General features: G+C 70.8%; 16 protein-coding genes and 1 pseudogene. 7 read left to right on the top strand and 10 right to left on the bottom strand.

Annotated features, from left to right (window positions below; genetic code table 11):
* Window positions 1-120 precede the first annotated feature (120 nt).
* On the top strand, window positions 121-4,977 hold the full coding sequence (locus A7B18_RS01865; protein ID WP_245872705.1) for an NACHT domain-containing protein: 4,857 nt from the start codon (window positions 121-123) through the stop codon (window positions 4,975-4,977).
* Between the two features lie 225 nt (window positions 4,978-5,202).
* On the opposite strand, the gene A7B18_RS01860 is transcribed toward A7B18_RS01865, so the two are convergent.
* The 3 genes from A7B18_RS01860 to A7B18_RS21175 form a co-directional block, all read right to left on the bottom strand.
* Window positions 5,203-6,231, bottom strand: coding sequence for a LysM peptidoglycan-binding domain-containing M23 family metallopeptidase (locus tag A7B18_RS01860; protein WP_102124956.1), 1,029 nt, complete (start codon window positions 6,229-6,231; stop codon window positions 5,203-5,205).
* Window positions 6,232-6,304: 73 nt separating this feature from the next.
* Window positions 6,305-7,660: a peptidoglycan D,D-transpeptidase FtsI family protein gene (locus tag A7B18_RS01855; RefSeq protein WP_245872700.1), complete on the bottom strand. Its 1,356-nt coding sequence runs from the start codon at window positions 7,658-7,660 to the stop codon at window positions 6,305-6,307.
* Between the two features lie 60 nt (window positions 7,661-7,720).
* Window positions 7,721-7,936 carry a hypothetical protein gene (locus tag A7B18_RS21175; protein ID WP_146009422.1) on the bottom strand — a complete coding sequence of 72 codons (216 nt, stop codon included), beginning with the start codon at window positions 7,934-7,936 and terminating at the stop codon, window positions 7,721-7,723.
* A gap of 148 nt (window positions 7,937-8,084) precedes the next feature.
* Here A7B18_RS21175 and lnt point away from each other — a divergent pair, with 148 nt between their 5' ends.
* Complete coding sequence (lnt, locus tag A7B18_RS01850; protein WP_102124987.1) at window positions 8,085-9,614, top strand: apolipoprotein N-acyltransferase; 1,530 nt, start codon at window positions 8,085-8,087, stop codon at window positions 9,612-9,614.
* 120 nt (window positions 9,615-9,734) lie between these two features.
* Here the strand turns inward: lnt and A7B18_RS01845 are convergent, their stop codons facing one another.
* A complete protein-coding gene (locus A7B18_RS01845; RefSeq protein ID WP_102124955.1) occupies window positions 9,735-11,039 on the bottom strand; it encodes a sensor histidine kinase in 1,305 nt (434 codons plus the stop codon).
* Complete coding sequence (locus A7B18_RS01840) at window positions 11,036-11,251, bottom strand: winged helix-turn-helix domain-containing protein (protein WP_102124954.1); 216 nt, start codon at window positions 11,249-11,251, stop codon at window positions 11,036-11,038. The genes A7B18_RS01845 and A7B18_RS01840 overlap by 4 nt, the downstream gene beginning before the upstream one ends.
* A gap of 603 nt (window positions 11,252-11,854) precedes the next feature.
* Here A7B18_RS01840 and A7B18_RS01835 point away from each other — a divergent pair.
* From A7B18_RS01835 to A7B18_RS01825, 3 genes are read left to right on the top strand one after another with little or no spacing between them, the layout of a single operon-like run.
* A complete protein-coding gene (locus A7B18_RS01835; RefSeq protein WP_102124953.1) occupies window positions 11,855-12,331 on the top strand; it encodes a hypothetical protein in 477 nt (158 codons plus the stop codon).
* A complete protein-coding gene (locus A7B18_RS01830) occupies window positions 12,328-12,960 on the top strand; it encodes a hypothetical protein (protein WP_102124952.1) in 633 nt (210 codons plus the stop codon). Before A7B18_RS01835 ends, A7B18_RS01830 begins: the two co-directional genes overlap by 4 nt.
* Window positions 12,957-13,340, top strand: coding sequence for a hypothetical protein (locus A7B18_RS01825; protein ID WP_102124951.1), 384 nt, complete (start codon window positions 12,957-12,959; stop codon window positions 13,338-13,340). The genes A7B18_RS01830 and A7B18_RS01825 overlap by 4 nt, the downstream gene beginning before the upstream one ends.
* Window positions 13,341-13,355: 15 nt before the next feature.
* Here the strand turns inward: A7B18_RS01825 and A7B18_RS01820 are convergent, their stop codons facing one another.
* From A7B18_RS01820 to lgt, 4 genes and pseudogenes are all read right to left on the bottom strand, one after another.
* Complete coding sequence (locus A7B18_RS01820) at window positions 13,356-14,438, bottom strand: sensor histidine kinase (protein WP_102124950.1); 1,083 nt, start codon at window positions 14,436-14,438, stop codon at window positions 13,356-13,358.
* A gap of 1 nt (window position 14,439) precedes the next feature.
* Window positions 14,440-15,105, bottom strand: coding sequence for a response regulator transcription factor (locus A7B18_RS01815; RefSeq protein WP_102124949.1), 666 nt, complete (start codon window positions 15,103-15,105; stop codon window positions 14,440-14,442).
* 25 nt (window positions 15,106-15,130) lie between these two features.
* Window positions 15,131-15,670 (bottom strand): annotated as a pseudogene (locus tag A7B18_RS01810) (DUF3105 domain-containing protein).
* Complete coding sequence (lgt, locus tag A7B18_RS01805) at window positions 15,667-16,623, bottom strand: prolipoprotein diacylglyceryl transferase (protein WP_102124948.1); 957 nt, start codon at window positions 16,621-16,623, stop codon at window positions 15,667-15,669. The pseudogene A7B18_RS01810 and the gene lgt overlap by 4 nt, the downstream one beginning before the upstream one ends.
* A 264-nt stretch (window positions 16,624-16,887) precedes the next feature.
* Here lgt and A7B18_RS01800 point away from each other — a divergent pair, with 264 nt between their 5' ends.
* Together A7B18_RS01800 and A7B18_RS01795 are read left to right on the top strand one after the other, a co-directional pair.
* Window positions 16,888-17,490 (top strand): DUF305 domain-containing protein, encoded by a 603-nt coding sequence (locus A7B18_RS01800; RefSeq protein ID WP_245872699.1) that lies wholly within the window; start codon window positions 16,888-16,890, stop codon window positions 17,488-17,490.
* 160 nt (window positions 17,491-17,650) lie between these two features.
* Window positions 17,651-18,400: a peptidoglycan DD-metalloendopeptidase family protein gene (locus tag A7B18_RS01795; RefSeq protein ID WP_245872698.1), complete on the top strand. Its 750-nt coding sequence runs from the start codon at window positions 17,651-17,653 to the stop codon at window positions 18,398-18,400.
* 90 nt (window positions 18,401-18,490) lie between these two features.
* Here A7B18_RS01795 and A7B18_RS01790 read toward each other — a convergent pair whose 3' ends face one another.
* Window positions 18,491-22,153 carry a hypothetical protein gene (locus A7B18_RS01790; RefSeq protein WP_180969977.1) on the bottom strand — a complete coding sequence of 1,221 codons (3,663 nt, stop codon included), beginning with the start codon at window positions 22,151-22,153 and terminating at the stop codon, window positions 18,491-18,493.
* Window positions 22,154-22,253: the final 100 nt, after the last annotated feature.

The raw sequence follows: 22,253 nt of genomic DNA, 5'->3' as shown, positions 1-22,253 counted from the left end.
GCCTGGAGCCGCCCTCCACACCACACATCGAGACGGTGACCTGGGCGCTCCGGGTGAGCTGGCGATGGTGGAAGTCCTCCACCGGGGGTTTATCCGACAGCTATCGTGGAGGACGTGACCATGCCCGCCGCGCCCCAAGCCCTCGCACCCCTGCCCACCCGGCTCTCTCAGCCGGTCGGGCGGGTCCCCAACCCCCCCGTCCACACGCGCCTGCAGGAGTTGCCGTACCGCGAGTTGAGCTGGCAGGACTTTGAACGGCTCTGTCTACGCCTCGCCCAGCGGGACGCTTCGGTGGAGGGCTGCCGCCTGTACGGCGAGCAGGGCGACGCGCAGGCGGGCATCGACCTGTACGCCCGTGAACTCGACGGCGAAACGTACGTGGTGTACCAGTGCAAACGCGTCGAGGACTTCGGCCCCGCGAAGATCCGGGCGGCCGTCGAGAAGTTCCTGGAGGAGGACGGGTTCGTGGGGCGCGACCGCACCTCCGCCTTCGTGCTGTGCACGATGGAAAGCCTGCGGGGGAAGCAGCGGGACGACATGTTCCGTGAACAACAGGGGGTGCTGGAGGCCCACCACATCCAGCTCCTCCGCTGGGACGCGGACGAACTCAACCGCCTGCTCAAGCAGATGCCCGAGGTCGTGGACGACTTCTTCGGTCGCCCCTGGGTCGAGGCCTTTTGCGGCGCGGACGCGGCGCGGGCCCTGGGGGATCGTCTCGACGCGCCCGACTTCTTCCAGCTGCGCCAGGGGCTCCGGTCGTTCTACGCGTCCGTGTTCGAGCAACATGACTCCGGCGTGGCCCTGACCGACGCCACCCGTGTCCGCGCGCCGTCGCTCCGCGAACGCTTCATCCTGCCGGACATTCTCGATGCGCCGCTGGAGAGTCTTCCGGTGGGACCGCCGCCCAGCCCTGAAGAAGAACCCGAGGCCGATCACGAGCATGAAACGCGGCGTCGACGCCGTCGGGAGGTCCGCACCGTTCGTCCCTCTTCCGACACCCGACGGCGGGGACTGGAGGGCTGGCTGACCGAGCACGACGCCCGGGTGATCCTCGGCGGTCCCGGCTCCGGGAAAAGCACGTTGCTGCGTTACGTGACCCTCGATCTGCTCGATGACGCGCCGGAATTGGCACAGGTGGCGAGCAGGTGGGGTCAGCACCTCCCCGTTTGGGTGCCTTTCGCCTTCTGGACACGCGTGATCTCGTTCGAAGGCGAGAACACCGTGTCCCTGCACGAGGTGATGCGGCAGTGGTTGCGCGCCTTCAATGCCCAGGACCTCGCGCCGCTCATTGACCGGGCCCTGGACGACGGGCGACTGCTCCTCGTCGTCGACGGCCTGGACGAGTACGTGCGTTCGGACTACGGCGAGCTCGCGCTCGATCGACTGCGCGTGTTCGTGCAGCAACGCGGGGTGCCGGTGCTGTTCTCCAGCCGCCCGGACGGGTACAAACTGTTCAAGGCCAAGCTGAGTGGCTGGGCGGACGGTCACATCGCCGACCTCTCGGAGGCACAGCAGCGCCGCCTGGCCGGGACCTGGTTCGCGCACCAGTTGAGAAATGCGGACGAGGACCCGGGTGATGACGTGGTCGCGCGGCGCGCGGCGGCGGAAGTGGAGGCTTTTTTCGAGGAGCTGCGCGACTCGCCGGACCTCGCGCACCTGGCGGCCGTGCCGCTCCTGCTGTGCCTGCTCGTCGCCTTGCGCCGTGCGGAGGTCGCCCTGCCGCGCAGCCGCTTCCGGGTGTACGAGGAAGTCGTCAAGCACCTCCTGGAGGCGCACCCCCGGCGGCGGCGGCGAGCCGCGGCGATGGGCGACGACGACAGCCACCTGTCCCCGGCGGAAACGCGGCAGGCGTTCGAGCGCCTCGCGTATGAGATGCACTGTGATTACCCCGAGGGCGTGATCCCCATCGACGCCGCCAGCGAGGTGATCGCCGCGTACCTTCAGGACGATGAGGTGGGCCTGGGCCTCGGGCGGCGTGAGGCCAGCACGTCCGCCGCGCGCCTGGTCGCCGTCGGTGAGACCAACTCGGGGTTGCTCGTGGGGCGGTCGCCGCACGAGGCGGGCTTCTTCCACCGTTCGCTGCAGGAGTTTCTGGCCGCCGGGTACCTCTCACGGCTGGACGACCAGCTGGAGGTCGTCCGGGCGCGCCGCTTCGAAGCCCAATGGCGTGAAGTCTTGCTAGGCACGCTGCACTTCACGCGACCGCCGCAGCAGGTGCGGCAACTGATGGACGTGCTGCGTGCCCCGGGCGGCACCGTCGCGCAGCGGCAGCACCTGGCCCAGCTCCTGGCGGAGGCCGCGTTCGGCGAATTCCCGGTTCCACCGGCGCTCGCGCAGGAGATCGCGCGCGACACGCTCGCGGTCATCGAGCGCGAGACGTGGGCACCGCAGCGTGAACGGCTCCTGGGCCACGCGCTCGACGGCCTGCACTCCGCCAAGGTACGCGAGCTGGTGCACGAGCGGCTTCGCCGTTGGTTCCCGGAGCGCCTGCGGTACCGCTCGGGCACCATCGAGGTCATGGGGACCTGGCCCCCGGAGGAGGACACCATTGCCCTGCTCTTCCGGGGCTTGCACGAGGAGGAGGCCCCGGAGCGTGCCGCCGCCGCCAGGGCCCTGGCCGCCCTGGCCAGCCAGCAGCCTGGACTCTTCGGGCGTCTCACACGGGTCGCGCAACAGGCGCACTCGGTCGAAGCCCAAGGCGGTGCCCTTCACGCGCTCGTGCTCGCGTCACCCGCGGACGGGGAGCTTTCGGACCTGCTTGACCACCACGCCGCCTCGCCCCATCCCGAACACCGCCTCCTCGCCTATCTCGGCCTGGCCAAACAAGGTCGACTCGCCGACACGCATCTCCACGACGCGTTGTCCTTTTTGAATCACACGAGCGGTGTGCCCTACGAACTCCGTGACCTGGTGGTCGACGTTCTGGTCCAGGGGTGGCCCGGTCACCCGCGGGTCCGGGACGTCTGCCTGCCCGCCAGGCCCCGGGCCGGGGTGGACAGCGACTCGGCCTGGAAGGTGCTGCTGCGCGGCTTCTCTGCTGATCCTCAAGTGATTGATGCCGTCGCCGGGGAGATTCGCGGCGAGCAACATCCGTTCCTGGGCACGCACGACGCGTGGCTACTGCTGCTCCATAACTTCCGCGATGTCCCCGCGATTGTGCGGGCCATCGACGCTCGCCTGGAACGCGGCGATCTGGAAGATCGCGACTTGTTCTTCGCGTCCCTGATTGGCCGAACCGCCCCTGCCAAGGCGAAGTTGCTCGCCAGTCTCGACAGCGGGTTCCCGCATTGGTCGGCCCAGGCCTTGCTGGAGGGGTGGGGCATGGACGACCCGGAGGTGGCCCCCCGACTCCTGGCGCTGGTTCATGGTCCTGACGATGTGGCGGCCAGGATCGGCTTCCTCATTCCCGGCATCCTGCGCGACGCCGACGCCTCACGTCAGCGGCTCCTGGCCCTGCTGCGCGCCCCGGCGTGCGCCCGACCCGATTTCGTGTTGAGCGGACTGGCCAAGGTGGGCGTGGGCGAGGACGGTCCGGCCATGCTGGATGCCGCCCTCACGCACTTGAGTCAGCAGCAGAGTCTCGCCCACAACGGTTTCCATCACGCGCTACGGCTCTTCTCCCAAGAACCGCGCATGCTGGAGTACGCCCGGCAGGTTCTGGACAAAGGTGCGGAGGGGGCGGGCGACGTCGCCTATCACCTGCGGCACGACGCTTCCATTCGGCAGGTCGTGCGGGACAGGTCCATGCCACTTGATCCCGGCTCACGGCTGGTGATCGCCTCCAAGCTCCGGCAACGCTGGGGGGACGCACAAGAAGTGCTGAACCTGCTGGAGGCGCACCACGAAGAAGGCGATCCAGAAACGCGCGTGCAGTGCGCCATCAGCCTGGCGCTTCGCGCCCGGGCGGAAGGACGCGACCTGGCACCCGTCATCGAGCAACTCACCAGGCACGCGAGCACCCCGGGCATCTCGTTTCGAACCCACGCGCAGGCGGGCATTGCCGGGTTGCTTACCCTTGGCGCACTCGACGCGGTGACCGTCGAGGTTCATGGGCGAAAACTCTCGGAGTGGATCCGTCCGGTGTTGGAAGCGGCGTTTGATGTCTCCGGACGTTTCGTGGCCGTGGTCGTGCAGCATTGGGAGGATGTCGAAAGGGCAACCGGACAAGACCTCCTTGGAGTTCAGGAAAAGCACGACGGCCGTCTCCTGAGAGTGCTCGCGGCATACGCGGACGAGTCTCCCGTGGCCAGGCGGAAGGTGCTGGAGGTCGTCGAACAACACCGTGCGGTGGGAAACTCCTCAGCAATATTGCGGTTCCTCGGGCGTGTGGTGCCGGGGAGCGGGCTCCTCCTGGAGGCCTGTCTGGATGCTCTTGAGGACGCAGATGCCCACCGCGACACCACGCTTGCCGCGGCCCAGCTGCTGGGCCAGCACTTCAGAGGCAACGCCTCTGTGTTGGACCGGCTCACCACGGCGTTCGGCGATGACCCCCCTCGGGAAAGCGTCCTGATGGCCCTGACGGAGGGTTGGCCGGACAGCCCTGTCGTTCACCGCGCCTACGACTGGTACGCGTCCAGCAAGGCGGAAGCGTCCTACCGGCTCACTTTCCGTTTGATGGGCCTGCACGCCACACCCGAGAACTTGATCGAGGCGCTCAAAGGCACGTTCGAGCACTGCGCGGCCGTTCCCACGATCGCCTCTGAAAGTATGACACCGCCGCTGATCCGGCGCTTGCGAAACGACCCAGCGTTCGCCGTGGCTTTGGCCGCCTGGTTGACGACGGACCGTGATCCGTCGGCCGTCGCCACGGTACCGCGACTCTTGGCCCGTGCCGGCAGGTTATCGGAGGAGCTGCGGGCGTGGTGCGCCGCGGAGATCGAACGTCTTTGCGCAGAGGACACCATCGCGCCGTTGGGCATCGACCTGCTCGCCGGGCGCGTGCGGCCCATCCTGCACAGCCTCCTGGACGCGACTTGAGACCTTCACCCACGCCCGCACGGGTTCGCGGGAGCGGCCCGGCGTGAACTCGGGGTGACCCCACCGGGGAGACGGTGAAGCTGGCTTCAGCCGGCGCCGTGTGGTGGCACGCCTTCTACTCTGGCGAAACCGGGGGCGCACTTCCACTCCCGCAGCGACGGGGGAAGGGCCGCCGCGCAGGACCCCGGGGGGTCGCAGCGGTGGCAGACGCGGAGTGACCGGGGGTCAGCGTAGGGCCGAGGGGCCCGGCGGCAGGGCCAGCGGGTCGACGGCCACGCCCGCGACGTACACCCGGTAGTCCACGTGCGGCCCGGTACTGCGGCCGGTGCTGCCGACCCGGGCGATGAGTTGCCCGGCCTGGACCTGTTCCCCGACCTGCGCCACGTTCGCGCTGTTGTGGCTGTAGCGCGTCCGCAAGCCCCCCTCGTGTTCGAGCAGCACGGTCCAGCCCCACCCCGAGCGGGCGTCGAAGCGCGACTCCACCACCACACCCGCGGCGACCGCGTGGATCGCCGTCCCCCGCGGCGCGGCCAGGTCGACCCCCGGGTGCGCCGGGGAAAAGGAACTCGTCAGCCGGGCACCGCTCACCGGCAGTCCCTGGGGAGGTGCGGCCTCGGTCCCGGGGGCCGGGACGACAGGGGTGGGAGGTCCGGGGAAGGCAGGCGTGGGCCCTGGCGATATCGGCTCCTGGGGAGGCGGGGGAACCACCGGGACGACCTGCGCGGGTAAGGCAGACGACGTTGCCCCGGGCACGCCGCTGGTGGGCGGAGTCGCGGGCGAGGCGGCCAGGAACGAAGGCAAGCTGGGCGCTGCCTCTGGGGCCACCCCATCAGCTGGGGTTGAGACCACCGGCACCACCAGCACGCGCCCCACTATCAGCGGACGCCCTGGGTCCACCTGTGGGTTGAGAGCCAGCAGGCCGGCCAGGGTCAGCCCGTGCCGGCGGGCGACCGCCGAGAGGGTGTCTCCCCGCCGCACGGTCCAGGTCGTGGTGCCCTGCGGGGCGGAAACGGCGGGTTCCCCGGCCGGGACCGGCAGGTCCGGCCCCGTGTCCGCCGCCCCCGGGGGCAACGCCACGCTGAGGCCCGCGCGCAGGTCCAACGGCTGAAGGCCCGGGTTGGCGAGCAGCAGGTCCAGCGGGGTGATGCCGTATCGTGCCGCGAGCCGGGGAACCGTATCGCCCGGGAGGACCGTCACGTTGACGGCGGCGGCCAGGCTGGTGCAGGAGAGCAGCAGGGTGAGGAGCGCGCGCATGGGTCCGCAGCTTGGCAGACGCCGGGTGGAGCGGCCCGTGAAGCTTTCGACAGCGGGGTGGCGCGGCGTGCGCTCACCGCCCGGCGGCGGGGGGGGATGTCTCCGGCCTCACGGCGTAGAGGGACAGCAGGGCGGAGCTGATCTCACGGAAGATGGGGGCGGCGAGCTGGGACCCCTGGTACTCCCGCTTCGCGCCGCGCACCATCACCGCGACCGTGAAGCGCGGCCTCGCCGCCGGGAGGAAGCCCGCGAAGGTGGAGGAGAACACGGACGCGCTGTAGCGGCCGTCCACCACGACCTGGGCCGTGCCGGTCTTGCCGCCCACGTGGTAGCCGGGCAACTCCGCCTTCGTCCGGATGCCGTCGTCGATCACCCGGTGGAGCAGTTCGCGCATGCGGGCGGCCGTCTGCGGGGCCAGCACCGGACGGGAGGTGGTCGGGGCGTCCAGCAGGAGTCGCGGCGTGACGTACCGCCCGTCGTTCGCGAGCACGTTGAAGGCCGCGGCGAGTTGTAGGGTGGTGACGGTCAGGCCCTGGCCGAAGGACATGGTGGCCTGGCTCAGCGGGCTCCAGTCGGCCGGGTCCCGCAACAGGCCGTCTCCGGCGGGCAGCCCCAGGGGCACCGGCTGGCCGAAGCCGTACGCGCTGAAGTAACGGTGCAGCAGCTCGGGCGGCACCCCCTCGACCAGCCGGGTCATGCCGACGTTGCTGGAGTAGCGCAGAATCTCGCGGGTCCTGAGGGCGGCGGGGTGCGGCACGAGGTCGTTGATCGTCGCCCCGGCGAAGCGGCGCCACATCGGGGTGTCGTAGCTCGTGTCCGGCGTGGTGCGGCCCTCGTTCAGGAGCGCGGCGACGGTGAGAGCCTTGACGACGCTGCCCGGCTCGTACTCGTCGAGGGCGGCCCGGTTGCGCCAGCGGCCCGGCGGCACCGCGCGCCAGGCGTTCGCGTCGAAGCCGGGCACCGACGCCACGGCATGCAGGTTGCCCGAGCGGGTGTCCATGACGACGGCGGAGGCGTACTCGGCCTCGGTGCGCTCCAGCGCGTCGGTGAGGGCGCCCTCGACCGCCGCCTGCACGCGGGTGTCCAGGGTGAGGGTCAGGTCCTCGCCGCGCCGCAGTCGGGCGTCTTGCACCCGCTCGAGCCCCTCGAGGCCGCCCGAGGCGCCGACGAAGCCGACCACCGGCGCGGCGAGGGTCCCCAGCGGGTAGACGCGCCGGGGCAGGTCACCCCCGGCCAGCACCCGGCCGTCGGCGCTGCGCAGGTCCCCCCGGAGGGGCAGCGCCACCGGGACAGGCGCGGGACGGGCGGGCATGATGACCCCGGCCAGGGCCACCGCGAGCAAGGCGAAGGCCAGCAGGGCGGCGAAGGCGAGGCTGGCCGTGCGGCGCCTCAGGTGGAAATCACTTGCGCGAAACAAGGGGTGGGGCACAGGGGAAAGGTCTTTCTCCAGCGGGGCAGGGAGGGCCACCCGGTCGGGGGGCCACGCGCCTCAGGGGGTGGTGGGTGGGGCGCCGTCCATGCCGGGCATGTTCTCGTGGTCCATGCCGGGCATGCTCGGCATCGCGGGGTTCATGGCCGGATTGCCGGTGAGGCCCCGGTCGGACAGCGACTGGGCGAGCCAGGCGGCCCCCAGCACGGCGGCGAGCACCAGGGCCGCCGCCAGCCAGGCCCCCCCACGTCTCCGGCGGGGGCGTGGGGGCGTCACGTGGACCTCGGCGGCGCGGAAGGCCGGGGGGCGGGCGGACAGGGAAAGGTCGGCATGTCGGGGTCCTCCACCGCGAGCTTAAGCGGGGTGTGTTTGCGTCGTGTAAAGCTTTACCGCACCTGAACACGGCTCCCGTAGCGTGCGGCGCGTGGACGACCACGTCACCTTCCGCGCCTGGCGGACCCGCCTCAACCCGCCGCTCCTGCCAGCCTGGCCGGGGGACGCCCTGGGCGGCCTGCTGCTGGGCCTGCTGTTCCTGCCATCACCGCTGGCCGTGCTCGCCCCGCTGCCGCTGGCCGCGTTGCACCGCCGCCTCGCCCGCAGCACAGGGGGGCGCGGGGCCCTCGGGCACGCCTTCGTGTTCGCCCTGGCTTTTTTCAGTGTGCACCTCGCCTGGCTCCCCGCCAGCATGGCGGACGTGCTGGGGCCGCTCGGCGGCCTGCTCACCGTGCTGGTCCTGCCCGCCGCGGCGCTGACCTGGGCCGCGCCCCTGGCCCTCACCCGGGCGGCCTTCGGACCCCGCACCCTGCTCGCCCTGCCCTTCGCCTGGGTGCTCCTCGAGGCGCTGCGCGCCCGGGGTCCCCTGGCGTTTCCCTGGGGCGCGCCCGGGTACGCCCTGACCCAGACCCCGCTGGCCCAGCTTGCCAGCGTCGGCGGGGTCGCGCTGCTGACCCTGCTGGTGACCGGGACCGCCAGCGTCCTGGCCGGCTGGGGCAGGCGGCCCCCGGCCCTCCTGGCGCTGCTGGCCGTCTGGGGCGCGGGCCTGCTGTGGGGACGGCAGGTCACACCCCCCGTGCCCCCCGCCCCCCGCACGGCCGTGCTCGTGCAGGGGGCCATCGACCCGCGGCTCAAGGCCCGGGGGCGCACCCTGGACGAGCTGGGGGTCTACCTCGACCTGACGCGGGGCGCCCTGCGCTCGGGGTCGGCGGACCTGGTGGTGTGGCCCGAGACGGCCAGCCCGCTGCCCGCCTCCGACCCGGGGGTGCTGCCCGCCCTGCGGGGACTGGGGGTGCCCCTGCTGGTGGGCGCTCCGGGCGACGTGCCGGGCCAGGCGCGCAACAGCGCCTACGGGGTGGACGGGGGAGTCACGGGCCGACAGGACAAACGCGTGCTGGTACCGTTCGGGGAGAGCCTGCCCTTCTCAGGGGTGCTGGGCTTCCTCTACGCGCCGGTGCTCCGGAGCCTGGGAATGGCCGGGTTGACCAGCCTGACGCCCGGGAGGCTGCTGAACGTGCTGCCCCTGCGGGACCTGCGGGCGGGCGTCAGCATCTGTTACGAGTCGGTGTTCGGGCCGCTGAGCCGGCAGGCCGTGCGGGCGGGGGCGAACCTGCTCGTCGTGATCTCCAACGACGCGTGGTTCGGCCGGGGAGCGGGGGCGGAGCAGCACTTCCAGATGGGCCGCCTGCGCGCCATCGAGACGCGGCGGTTCCTGCTGCGGGCCGGGAACGACGGGGTGAGCGCCGTCGTGGACCCCTGGGGCCGGGTCCAGTTCCGCGCCCCCCGGGGAGAGCGGGGCGCCTACCGGGTCGCCTTTGGCGTCTCCTCGGCCCGCACGCCCTCCGTCCGGTACGGCGACTGGGTGAGCTGGGGGAGCGGGGTGGCGCTGCTGGCGCTGCTCCCCCTGCTGGCCCGGAGACGTGGGGGGCGCCCGGGCGGGCCGGAGGCAGGGGCACCCTGAGGCGCCAACAGGGTGGAGGCCCGCCGCCAGAGCCGGAACCCACCGACCAGCACGCCGGCCCCCGCTGCCATCAGCGGACCCCGGCCCGCCCGGAATCAGCCTGCCCCAGGCCGGGTGGGCTCACGCGCGCCGGGGGAACACCAGTTCCGCGCGCAAGCCGCCTTCAGCACGGTTCGCCAACTCCAGGCCGCCTCCATGTGCCTCCACAATGACCTGGACCAGGGCCAGCCCCAACCCTGCGCCGCCGAGGTTCTGCGTCCCCTGCCCCCGCTGGAAGGGCTGCGTCAGACGCAGCATTTCTTCCTGCGGAATCCCTGGACCCATGTCCTGCACGGTCAGGCGGGCAACCTCGTCGTCGGCCCCGCAGGAGACGTGGACCGCCGAACCCGGCGGGCCGTACTGGATGGCGTTTTGGATCAGGTTCCCCGCCGCCAGCACCAGCGCGCCCAGGTCCCCCGTGGTGGAGGCGTCGTTCAGCGTCACCTCCAGGGACATGTGTTTCTTCTGGGCGTCCGTGGCGTGGAGTTCGGTCGCCATCAGCGTGACGTCCGCCAGGTTCACCACGTGGCCCCCGGGAGGTCGGGTGGCCCGGGCCAGCTCCATCAGCCGGTGGGTCAGGGCGCTCATGTCCTCGCTGACGTCCCGCACCTGGGCGAGGGCCTCGCGGTACGCCTCGGGAGACCGCTCCCGTTCCAGGGCCAGCGAGGCCGTGGCGCGGATGACGCTGATGGGGGTGCGCAGCTCGTGGGCGCTGGCATGCGCGAAGAGCCGCTCGCGGGTCAGGAGCGCGTCCAGTTTGCCCAGCATGTCGTTGATGGTGCGGGTCAGCCGGGCCAGTTCGTCCGAGCCGGGGGCGACGGGCACCCGCTCGCCCGGCTGGCCGCTGCGGGCGATCCGGGCGGCGAGGTCCGAGACCTGATCGACCGGCCGCAGCGCGCGGTCGGCGAGGAGGTAGCCGACCAGGAGCGCCAGCAGCAGCAGCAGGGGCACGCCCATCAGCTCCAGGCGCAGAATCTGCCCCAACGCCGCGCGCACCCCCTGGTCCGACTGGGAGGTCTGAATCCAGCCCCCCGGGGTCTTCAACACGAAGACGCGCTCCGAACCGACCTGAAACGTTCCCGCCCCGGGAATGAAGCCCACCCGGGACGGCCCCCAGTCCACCTCCTGGCCCCCGGCGCCATACACCGTCATGCGGACGGGTTGCTGGCGGTTGATGGCGTCCAGGGCGGGATTTTCCTTATGCGGCGACTTCCGACCGGCACTCAGGTCCATCTCAGCCTGTTTCTGCGCGTAGACCCGCAGGGAGTCGTCCAGCCCGGCGTAGAGCGTGTGGCGGAACGCGGCGTAGCTCAGGGCGCCCGCGATCAGGAGCAGGAGGCCCAGCAGGGCGGCGTAGGTCAGCGTGAGCCGCCAGCGGAAGGTCAAGGCCCCACCTCACCGAGGCGGTCGCCGTGCCCGCGCACGGTGAGGATTACGCCCTCCCCCGGCTTGGGGCGCAGGTTGCCCACATCCACGCCCACCACCCGGCTCTCCACCTCGGGCTGGCCCGACCACACCCGGCCCAGCAACTCCTCGCGCGAGGGGGCCCGCTCCGGGTGGAGGGCGAAGCCTTCGGGCAGCTCGAACCCTCTGGGCATGAGGGGGACCGTTCGGACCTGTCACTCGGCGCCTCAGCACATGCACCTGGCAGCCGCCCGGCAGCGGGGTGGCCCAGCAACGCCGCCCCGCCGAGCGGAGGACCAGGGCCGAGAGGCGCGCGCGCCACCCGCGCAAATCGAAGGGCAGGCTCAGGTGGTCGTCCCCGCCGGTATTCAATGCCGTCAGCCGGGAATCCACATCGGCCCGTGTGGTCAGGACGAGGATCGGGGTGGCGCCCTCCTCCTCCCGCAGGGGCCGGGCGACCCCGAAGCCCCCGTCCTGTTCTCCCCCCCGGCATCACGTTCAGGATGAGGGCGCCCGACTCGCCCGCGGCGGCCGAGGTGTGGCCCTCCCCCGCCGACGTGACCTCCTGCACGACGTGCCCGGGTTCCTGCAAGCCCGCCGCCACCGGTGCCCGCAGCCGCTGGTCGTCTTCGGGGAGCAGCAGGCGCATGGCGGCAGTGTAGGGGGCGAGTGTAAGGAAACGGCAAAAGCGCGGGGGAGCAGCCGTCCTCGACACCCCGGCGGTGAGGCCTCCCACGCGGTACCCGGGGGCCGCTACAGTCACGCAAGATGACCCTTTGTCCAGAATGGAGCGCCCCATGACCCTCCCGGATTCGCTGCGGGCCCAGACCGTGCTGGCCGACCTGCAGACCATCGTCGCGCTGGCGGAGAATGACACCGGGCTGCGGGTGGTCAGCGTCACGGTGGACCTGTTGGCGGTGACGTCACGCTCCGGGGGTGCGGGCGTGCCGGAGCCGGTCACGAAACTGGTGCCCAAGGACTTTCTTACCGGGGACATGACCCGCGCCGACACGCAGCGCCTGACCTTCGTCCTCAAACGCCGGGGGGCCGCGCCTCACTTCGACGCGCTGCCCGCCCATCTCAAAGAGGCCACCCGCATCGTCCGGACGGGCCTGCAAGCCCTGGCCGGGCTGGAGGCGTCCTTCGAGGCCAGCGCGAAGATCGAATTCAGGTTCGAGCTGACGAGCGAGGGCAAGTTCAACTTCATCCTCAAGGTGGGGGCCAGGAGCGTCGACACCCATACCGTGACGCTGGAGGTCACGCCCACGGCATGACGTCCGTACCCATCGTGACCCTCTTCCCGCTGCTCGTGCCTCCCCGGCACCCGCGTCTGGAGGCGCTGGGGGAGGCGCACCGGGTGCTCGCGCGCGTGCCCGACCCCGTGCCCGCGGTGCCCGCCATCGGGGTGCGCACCGAGCCGCTGAGTGACGAGAACGGCGTGTTCGAGGCCGGGGCCGCGCACCTCGGCGCCCGGGTGGCGGACGCCAAACTCTTTCCCGGGCTGACCCTGCTGCACGAGGTGGGCCACGCCCTCGACTACTGCGTCCTCGGGGCCGAGCAGGGCTGGGCGAGCGAGGGCGCGAACCGGACCCCGGCCCAGGCTGGGGCGTGGACCGCCTTCGACACCGCCGTCCAGGAGTCCACCACGTGGCAGCTCCTGCAGGCCGCACGTCGCGAGGACCTCGACACCGAACTCCTGGCGGCGTACCTGCTCAAACCCAAGGAGATCTTCGCCCGCGCCTTCGCCCAGTACGCCGTGAGCGGCGCGCCGGAGTCCCCGCTGAACATGGACATCACCCGGCTGGCCGGGCGGCGGCCCCCACAGCAATGGCCGGAGGACGACTTTGCTATGCTGAACCACGCTCTCCAGAGGGTGCTGCGGGCGTATGGAGGTGTCACGTGACCGAAACCTTGACCCTTGACCAGGCCTTCCACACGCTGGAGGAGAAGCTGGAGACCTCCGGCGTTCAGGAGACCACCGCCCGCCGGTACGCCCAGGAGTTCGTGGAGGAGTTGCAAGCGGGGCGGTCCCTGAGCTTCGCGGACGTCGGTGAGCTGCGGTGGCAGGGCGACCACGTCGTCCTCGTGAAGGACCTGGAAAGCCACCAAGCGGTCACCGAACGACAGCCCTTTCGGGACGTGAGCGCCAGCGAGTCCTCGGAGCCCTCCGAGGCACTCACGGTTCGGCGGGAGGCCAGCGTGCGCCGCCTGATGGAGGGCGGATACTCCCGGGACGAGGCGCTGACGGCGCTGAAGACGGCCGAGAAGTACCTCGACCGCTGAGGGTGGGGGCCACGGTCAGGCCCGACGCACCGTCCAGGTGAAGGTGCTGCCCTGTCCGGGTCCCGAGCGCACGCCCAACTCCCCCCCCATCGCCCGGGCGAGCCCCCGGGCGATGGTCAGGCCCACCCCGCTCCCCTCGCCCGGGGTCCGGGCCGGGTCCGCCCGGAAAAAGCGTTCGAACACCCGCTCCAGGTGCTCCGGGGCGATGCCGCCGCCCGTGTCGGCGACGGACACGGCGACCGTCGTCGCCTCGGCCTGGGCGGACACCCGCACCGTTCCGCCGGGTGGGGTGTGCCGCAGGGCGTTGCGCAACAGGTTGGCGAGGATCTGCTGCGCCCGCTCGGGGTCCGCCCGGACTGTCAGGGGACCCGGGGGCACGTCCACCTGGAACGCGATCCCACGGTCCTCAAAGGCCAGCGCGAAGCGGTCCTGGGCCTGGGAGAAGAGTTCGGCCAGGGGCACGTCGCCCACCTTCAGCTCCACCCGACCGGCCTCCACCCGGCTCACCAGGCTGAGGTCCTGCACCAGCCGCTCCATCCCCGCCACCTCCCGCGCGATGGCGGCAAGGGCCTGTCCGGCGGGCAGGACGCCGTCCTGGGCCGCCTCGGCGTAGCCGCGCACGGCGCTGACGGGGGTGCGCAGCTCGTGGGCGACGTTCCCGATCAGCTCGACCCGCGTCTGCTCGACCCGTTCCAGGGTGCCCGCCATGCGGTTGAAGCTGCGCGCGAGGTCGGCGAGTTCGTCCTGCCCGGCCTCCGGCAGCCGCCGGGCGTACTCCCCGCTGGCGATGGCGCCGCTGCCCGACTGCAAGGCGCGCACCGACGCGGTGACCCGCCGGGCGGAGGCCCAGGCGATCCCGGTCGCGACCAGCAGGGCCAGCGGCAGGGCCGCGAGCAGGGCGCGCGTCAGGGTATCGCGCATGCCGTGGGTCAGGTCCCCGCGCAGGCTGGTCCCCCGCGGCCCAATCAGGTCGACCATCTGCTCCACGTGGTGCCGGATAAAGGGCTGGGCGGTCACCTCGGCCGCCAGGAGCAGCACGGCGGCGGTCACCGCGACGCACATCAGGTGGTTGAGCAGCAGGCGGGGAAACAGGCGCATGTCAGTCCTCCCGGAAACGGTACCCCAGCCCGCGCACCGTCTCGATGAAGGTGGGCGCGTCCGCGTCGTCCCCCAGCTTGCGGCGCACGGCGGTGATGTGCACGTCCACCACCCGCGTCACGCCCGGGTAGTCGGGGCCCCACACCCGCTCCATCAGCCGCTCGCGGGACCAGACCAGCCCCGGGTGCTGCGCCAGGGTGGCGAGCAGGTCGAACTCGGTGCGGGAGAGCGCCAGCGGCTGGCCGTGCAGCGTGACGGCGCGGCTCCTGAGGTTCATCACCAGCGGCCCGGCCTCGATGCGGTCCTGCACCCCGACCCGGCGCAGCAGGGCGCGGACGCGGGCCACCACCTCGCGGGGGCTGAAGGGCTTGACGACGTAATCGTCCGCCCCGGCGTTCAGGCCCCTGAGACGGTCCTCCTCCTCGCCCCGGGCGGTCAGGAGCAGGACCGGCAGTTGGGGGTGCTCCCGCCGGGCGTGGGCGGTGAGTTCCACGCCGGTCATGCCGGGCAGCATCCAGTCGAGGATGGCGACGTCGGCGCGGGCGAGCCGGGGCAGCGCCGCCAGCCCGTCGTCCTCGGTCTCCACGCTGTGGCCCTCCGCCACCAGGTAGGCCGTGAGCACCTCCAGGATCGCCGGGTCGTCGTCCACGATCAGCACCGTGGCCATGTGTCCCCCTGGCCCCCGGGCGCCTTCACAGGGTGCCCGAGTAGCCGCCGGTGCAGGCGGCCCCGCGCTCGGGTGTGGTCGGTCCCTGCTCGTACTTGTCGAGGAAGGCCCGGATGCGGGCGTCGCCGACCCCGTCCACCGGGAGCTGCGCGCCTCACGCGGTCAAGACGACCGGCGCGGTCTGCTGCCCGTTCGGGGAGACGAGGACGTGCGTGCGGCCCTGGGCCAGACCCGCCAGGGTTCGGACGTCCTCCGGGGACAGGGTCGGCCCGTACGTGATCCACACCGCGCCGTGTTCCAGGCTGTGCACGACGTACTCGTTGTACAGCGCCGACGTGTACACGCCGCAGTTCTGCCAGGACGGGTTGTGGGGCCCCCCGGCGGGCGGCGTCTGCGCGTACACCAGTCGGCCCTCGCGGTGATCGCCGGCCTGGAAGGTGGACTTCTGCACCCCGGCGAGGTCCCGCGAGGAGCAGGCCGCGAGCAGGGCGGGCAGGGCCAACCCCAGGACCCGACGCGAACGGGCACGGGCAGGACGGAGGGGGGAAAAGGTGGGTCGGTTCATGGGCGCTCCACGGGGGTGGGTTTGGTTGTTGGGGAAGAGGGGCTGACCAAGCGGCCAGCCGGTCGCGTGTCCGGCCGGTTGCGAATCCGCAGCAGCATCAGGATGCTGACGATGATCAGGGGGATGCTGATCAGGTGCGTGTCGGTGAACAGGCCGATGCCCGGTGCCTGGAGCCCCTGGTTGAGGTAGACCTTGAGGGGCAGGGGGTTGAGGCGGAAAGTCTCCTCGATCCCGGCGCGCAGGATGGAGTACCACAGCCAGAACTGCCAGAAGGCCCACCCCGCCTTGCGCGACCGCAGCCAGAAGAAGGCGGCGACCGAGAGGATGATCCCGATGATCACCCCGTAAAGCTGGGTGAAGTGGACGGGCGCCGTCATCACGAGCTGCCCGCCGATCTCCTGGCAGTAGCGCGAGAGGTCCATGTCGGAGTTGGGGTTACGCACGCACATGCCGTCGTGGAAGGCGCGCGCCGAGTCGGGCCAGCGGTAGCCGATAGGCCAGCCCGTGACCCGCCCGACCGTGTCCGTCCCGTTCATGATGTTGCCGATGCGCCCGCCGATGATGCCGAAGGCCACCCCCGGCACGCACAGGTCGGCGTACTCGTAGAAATTGAGCCGGTACCGCCGGGTGTAGTAGATCAGGACCAGGATGCCGCCGATCAGGCCGCCGTGGATGGAGATGCCGCCCGCCCGCAAGTTGACGATGTCGAGGAGAATGCGCGGAAAGGGAGTTCCCGCGAACTGCCCCCATGAGGTCAGCACGAAGACGAGCCGGGCGCCGACGAGGCCCCAGACGATCATCCACAGGATCATGTCGTTGAAGAGGTTCACGTTCAGGCCGCGCTGCCGGGCCATTCGCGTGCCCACCCACACGCCGAGGACGATGCCGAGCGTGATCAGCACGCCGTACCAGGCAATCGTGAAGCTGCCGATCTTGAGGAATACTGGGTCCATGCCACCTCCGTCGCCGGGGCCAGCCCAGCGGTCCTCAGACGCTACGCAGGACCTGTAAAGCTCGTGTAAAGCTGGGGCGGAAGCCTCACTTCTGCCCACTAAAGCCTGTCACCCCAGGTCAGGCTCGCATCGACTCAGGAACAACCCAGACCGGGAATGCTGTCACCCCCGTTCGGGGGTTTATTCGCACCAACCTGAACCTTAGGTTTTCCTTACCTGGACGCGCTTTACACGAAATTTACACACCCGCTCTAGCCTGTAGTCGTGAAGCGGAATTCTCTTTTGATCGGCGGCACGGCCGCCCTGTTAACCGGAATCGCCCTTGCCCAGGGCAGCATGGGCGGCATGGACCACAGCCAGATGTCCGGCGGCAGCATGTCCGGGATGACCATGCAGATGGACATGAGCGGCCTCGAGAAGCTCCAGGGCAAGGCGTTCGACCGCGCGTTCCTCAGCATGATGATCCCGCACCACCAGGCGGCCGTGGACATGTCCCGGGCCGTCCTGCCGCTGAGCAAGGACGCCACGGTGAAGACCTGGGCGAACACCATCATCAAGGACCAGAACCGTGAGATCGCGCAGATGAACACGCTGCTGAAGGCCTACGGGGGCAGCGACGCGAGCATGGCCAACATGATGAAGAGCGGCATGAGCGGCATGGCCGACGCGGTGAAAAAGGCCAGGAACCCGGACGTGGGCTTCGTGCAGGGCATGCTGCCCCACCACTCCTCGGCCATCGACATGGCGCAGCTGGCGCTGGAGAAGAGCAGCGACGCCCGCGTCCTCAAGCTGGCGCGGGACATCGTCACGGCGCAGGCCGGAGAGATGTACGACTTCCGCCTGTGGTTGAACAAGCGCGGCGCGTAACGTTCTCTTGTTCAGGCGCGTGCCCTTGCAGCAGGGCACGCGCTTTTCGTTCGTGGGCAACGGGTGACCTTCGCCTGCAAAAGGTTCTTTCCGACCAGCCTTTACATGATCTTTACAGGACTGGGGCAAGCTGCCCCCGTTCATGCGACCAAAATTACTTTTGACCCTCGCCCTGCTGTGGCCCGGCTCCGCACTGGCGGCGACCGTTACGGTGCAACCGGGCGACACCCTGACCCGACTCGCGGTGCGGCACGGCACCACCGAGCAAGCCCTGGTCCAGGCCAACCCCACGCTGCGGACGGGGGCCCTGATCGCGGGGGCGCGCCTGAACCTGCCGTCCGCTCCGCCCCCGCACGCGTGGACCGTGCGGCGGGGCGACACGCTCTCCCTGATCGCGCGGCGCCAGGGCACGACGCTCACGGCGCTGCTCGCGGCCAACCCGGGGCTCGATCCCAGGCGCCCGCTGCTCGTCGGACAGCGCCTCACCCTGCCCTCGCAGCGGACGATCACGCGCCAGACGAGCACCCCCACGGTGCGTGCGGCGTCCATTCGGGTGACGCCCGTGCTGCCGGTGCAGGGCCGCGTCACCACCCCCTTTCTCGAACGCCACCCGAGCGTGGACCTGGCGGCGCCCGTGGGCACGCCTGTCCGGGCCGCCCGGCCAGGGGTGGTGACCGAGTCCCGTTTCGACGCCCAGAGCGGGTGGGGCTGGACCGTCGTCGTCGACCACGGTGACGGCATGTTGACCCGCTACAGCCACAACAGCGAGAACCTGGCCCAGGTGGGAGCGCGCGTGGAGGCCGGGCAGGTCATCGCGCGCGTGGGCAGTACCGGCAACAGCACGGGACCTCACCTGGATTACCGGGTGACGGTCCAGGGGGTGCCCGTCGACCCGTTGAGTCTGGACTGAGGACGGCCGGGTCCCCCGGCCGTGACCGACTTGTCCTTCACGAGGTCGTGCCCCGCCCCCAGTGCGGAAACCGAGCTCCGTCCGGGCCCGTCACTTCGTTTGAAGCGGTCCTGAAAGTGTCCCCGCCGTCATCGGCCCCTCAAAGCTGACCAGCCGCCGCATGTGGAGCGCGAACTGCTCGAACGACAGGACGGGTAGGGGTGCCGACGAGAGGTAGTAGGCGACCGAGTCGCGGTTGAAGACGATGAACCCTTCGACCTCCCACCCCTCCGGCGTGAGTCCGAAGTGGTGGAGGATGTCCGGGAGGTGGCGCCGCACGTGGTCGACCCGGCGCCCGTGCCGCACCACGATGGGTTTTTCTGTGGCCGTCCCGCGCTCCAGTTGCTCGAACAGGGCGTGGATCTCGGCGGCCGTCCGCGCCACCCCAAAGTTCTTACACTCCACGCAGTAGATACGACGCCGCCTCTCGTCCAGCACGAGGACGTCGAGGTCTCCCAGGTCGAGGCCTTGCTCGTCCCGCATGCGCACGGGGCCGAATACCTTCGCCTGCTCCTGGACGTGCCGGAACCCCAGCGTGCGCAGGAACGCGGCGACCTCCCGGTTGAAGGCCTGGCCCCGACGCCGGTTGACCTCCCCGAGCAGTTGACGCAGCGGGGTGCTATTCGCCCTGAACCGCCCACTTTGCAGCAGGTCCAGCAGGTAGTGCGAGGCGGACTCCACCGCCCGTGGACCCCACACCACCCTGGAGGTCTCGCCGCCCAACAGGAGGAGCGGGCGGCGCAGGTACGATAGCCGCCGGTTGAAGCGCCACGGCTCGACGTCCTCGCGGCGCCAGGGGGAGGGTGGGCGCAGGAAGTTCGGGCGCGGCGTCAGGCTGAACAGGTCGAGGAGCGCGCGCACCTTCCCCTCGTCCCAGCCCAGCTCCCGGGCGACGGCCCGGACGAAGTCGGCCAGGGGCATCTGCCGGGGGAGGACACCCTCTTCTCCCGGCAGGGCACTGACGGCGTCCAGGAAGGTCAGCGTGTCGCCCAGCGTCCAGCCGGTTTCGCTTTGAAAGGCCGCGTCCAGCTCGCTGCGGTCGGGAAGGTGATCCTGGGGCGCTGGGCCGCCCAGGTACGCGCGGGCCAGGCTCAGGGACTCCCGGGTGACGTCACCGAACATGTTCGCCTCAAACGCCGCGCGCGCGGGCTCGTACGCGCCCCGCTCGGAGGCGAGTCGCCCGGACGGCAGGATCTCAGCGGAGACGTGCGCCAGGCGGTGGTATGCGAGGTCGCTGTTTGTGCCGAAGCCGTGGATCAGGGCGGCGAGCGCGATCAGCCGGTCGTACAGTTCCAGGGTCGGCGCCGCCCGGCCCTGCGGCGGCTGCGCCGCCAGGTACTCGATCACGAAACGCGACGCGATGGCCGTGCGGTTGTTGCGCCCGTACTGTTCACGCAACACCCGCTCCGTCACCGGATGACCCAGGTAGCAACGGCGGGTGAAGTCGAACGTGAACTGCCGGTGCGCCGTCTGCTGAATGGTCGCCTCGTGTTGCCGCACGAAGAACGGGATCGCCTGGGGGCCGTCGAGCGTTCCCGCCAAGCGGACGAACTCGCCGTACAGCCGCACCACGGCGGCGTTGAGGAGAGCGGGAGCGTCCCCGCCCGCTCGCAGGGTGCCCACCGGGAATTCGGGACTCAGCGCGTCGGCCAGCACGTCCAGCGCCCGGCTCTCCTGGTGGTCTTGCAGGACCCGGGCGCGGGGCAGGCCACCGCCGTACAGCAGGGTCGTTCCGCCCGGCAGCACGCTGATCTTCTTCTTCGCCGGGTCCGCCATCGCGCTGGCGATGGCGGCGTCCAGGTCAGGGGGTGTGGCGGCGAGGCGCCCGTGGGCGGCCAGGACCTGCGTCAGGGCACCGAGCACGGCGCGCATCCAGATGCGCTCGGGCAGGTTGTCCGGCGTGGTGAAGTTGGCCATGAAGGTCTCGTCCACCTGCACCACCACGGTGCGGTCCTGAGGGTCGGCCAGGACGCGCAGTCCAGGCAGGGGCGCGTGGGAAGCAGGGGGCAACGCGGGAACGGCCACAATGACGACCCGCAGCAGGAAGGGTTCGGCCTGCCCCAGGTCCGCCTCCAGGTGGGGCAGCAGCTGCCACAGCCAGAACGCGGCCGTCTCGGCGACGAGGGGGAGATTTAGGTCCACCGTCTCGTCGTACTGGGCCACCACCCAGAGGTGGAGCGCGTCGCCCTCGGCGAGCCAGTTGATCAGGCCGCCACGCAGCAGGTCCAGGGAGTGGAACAGGGCGATGCTGGGGTCGCGGTGGACGTTCGTGACCTTGGTGAGGGCGCCGCCGTAGGGCGCGCCATGGGCGGCGAGTTCGGCCCGCCGCTCGCGCCGGACGTTCCCCGCGCCCCCCGGCATCAGGAAGAGCGCCGCCGGAGGTGCCTGGTCCGAGAGGTAGAAGCTTCGCCCGTGACGGCGGTAGGCGTCGAACAGGTCGAGGGTGCCCACCATGCCTACCCGCTGCCGGCGGTACAGGTCGCCTACCGCCTGCGCGAAGTACAGCAGGCCGAGCGGGTCGCGCTCGAAGTCGTACGACATCACTTCCAGATCGGACACCCCCACACTCAGGGCGTATGGGGTCTCGACACTGAGGCTGGGCAACAGGGTTGCGTTGCCCAGACCCTCGAAGACGACCAGCGAGAAGACCTGTGGCCGCTCCTCCTCGGGGAGGGCGTGGTAAAGGGCCTCCAGGGCGGCGTAGCTCCCGTCGAGGTGCGGTTGCAACTCACTCAGGTCCGAGGGCTCGAACCGGTCATCCGGGCGGTAGTTGCGGAAAGGATCGCCGACCAGCGCGAGGTGCAACACCTTGTCACCCTCAACTTGGAAGGCGCGGGTGCGCACGAGCGGCAGGTCGACGCCCGCGAACGCCGCCAGGGGATCGAGGAGACCCATGCGGCGCAGCGAGAGCCGCACCCCCTGCCAGGCGAGGTCGTGGTACGCCGTCTCGAGCGCCGCCGTGAAGGTGCTGGGGGTCAGCAACAGGTGGCGCACCGCCCTCAGCACGTGCCCGACCGGAAAGAAGACGTACCTGTCCTCGATGATCACCAGGGGCCGGCGGGCGAGCGGACCACCGTCCAGCGCCGGTGCACCCACCGGACCGCCCGCCGGGTGCAGGACGAATGGCGCGAGGTCGCTCACGCGCAACCCCAGGGCCGCGAGGACGCCGGCCAGGTCCCGCTCCGTGTACGTGACGGCGGCCTTCAGGACTTCGAAACTGCCGTCCTCCGGAAGGAACACGCTGGATGAGGGCTCACCCGGCACAGGGGCTTGACCCCGGCGGCGGTTCACCTCCCTGCTCAACGCGAGGAGTGCCACGCACGAGCGGACCACAGGGCCGAGTTCGGGCGTCCCGGCTCCGCGCCGCAGCAGCGTCAGCGCCGCCGCGAGCAGTTGCTCCACGCTGTGGACGGCCTCCTCCTCGATGCCGGGAAACACCACGAAATCCCCGGCCTCCACGATCAGGTGTTCGGTAAAGGCGTTGTCCGAGGGGTCCTCCATCATGGAAAAGCCCGAGACCGCGCCGGCCCTGTCGGCGAGCCGGCGAAACTCGTCCACCGAGGGGCTGCGCCCACCCGCCGTCCCCGGCAGGGACAGAGCGGCTTGTGCAAGCGCTTCGAGGCGCAGGAACCGGTCGGCGTTCTCGGGATAGAGCTGTGTGGCGGCGACCCCACACGACAGGTCGAACGACGAAAATGGCGCCCGCCAGGCCATCTTGAAAATCAATCCACGTCGTCATGGAGCGTCCTCCGGGTGAAGATCTGCCACCCCGCCGTGGACGGGGTGGAGTGGGGGCAGGGTTCTGTGCGTTCTC

The sequence above is a fragment of the Deinococcus planocerae genome, assembly GCF_002869765.1.
In the GTDB taxonomy this organism is placed as follows: domain Bacteria; phylum Deinococcota; class Deinococci; order Deinococcales; family Deinococcaceae; genus Deinococcus; species Deinococcus planocerae.
Note: the sequence above shows the minus strand (reverse complement) of the source record. Positions and strands in the feature narration are given on the sequence as shown.

Coding starts and splice junctions, on each gene's coding strand:
- A7B18_RS01865 (WP_245872705.1), top strand. CDS start 121: ATGCCCGCCGCGCCCCAAGCCCTCGCACCCCTGCCCACCCGGCTCTCT.
- A7B18_RS01860 (WP_102124956.1), bottom strand. CDS start 6,231: ATGCGCGCGCTCCTCACCCTGCTGCTCTCCTGCACCAGCCTGGCCGCC.
- A7B18_RS01840 (WP_102124954.1), bottom strand. CDS start 11,251: ATGCCCAGAGGGTTCGAGCTGCCCGAAGGCTTCGCCCTCCACCCGGAG.
- A7B18_RS01835 (WP_102124953.1), top strand. CDS start 11,855: ATGACCCTCCCGGATTCGCTGCGGGCCCAGACCGTGCTGGCCGACCTG.
- A7B18_RS01830 (WP_102124952.1), top strand. CDS start 12,328: ATGACGTCCGTACCCATCGTGACCCTCTTCCCGCTGCTCGTGCCTCCC.
- A7B18_RS01820 (WP_102124950.1), bottom strand. CDS start 14,438: ATGCGCCTGTTTCCCCGCCTGCTGCTCAACCACCTGATGTGCGTCGCG.
- A7B18_RS01815 (WP_102124949.1), bottom strand. CDS start 15,105: ATGGCCACGGTGCTGATCGTGGACGACGACCCGGCGATCCTGGAGGTG.
- lgt (WP_102124948.1), bottom strand. CDS start 16,623: ATGGACCCAGTATTCCTCAAGATCGGCAGCTTCACGATTGCCTGGTAC.
- A7B18_RS01790 (WP_180969977.1), bottom strand. CDS start 22,153: ATGGCCTGGCGGGCGCCATTTTCGTCGTTCGACCTGTCGTGTGGGGTC.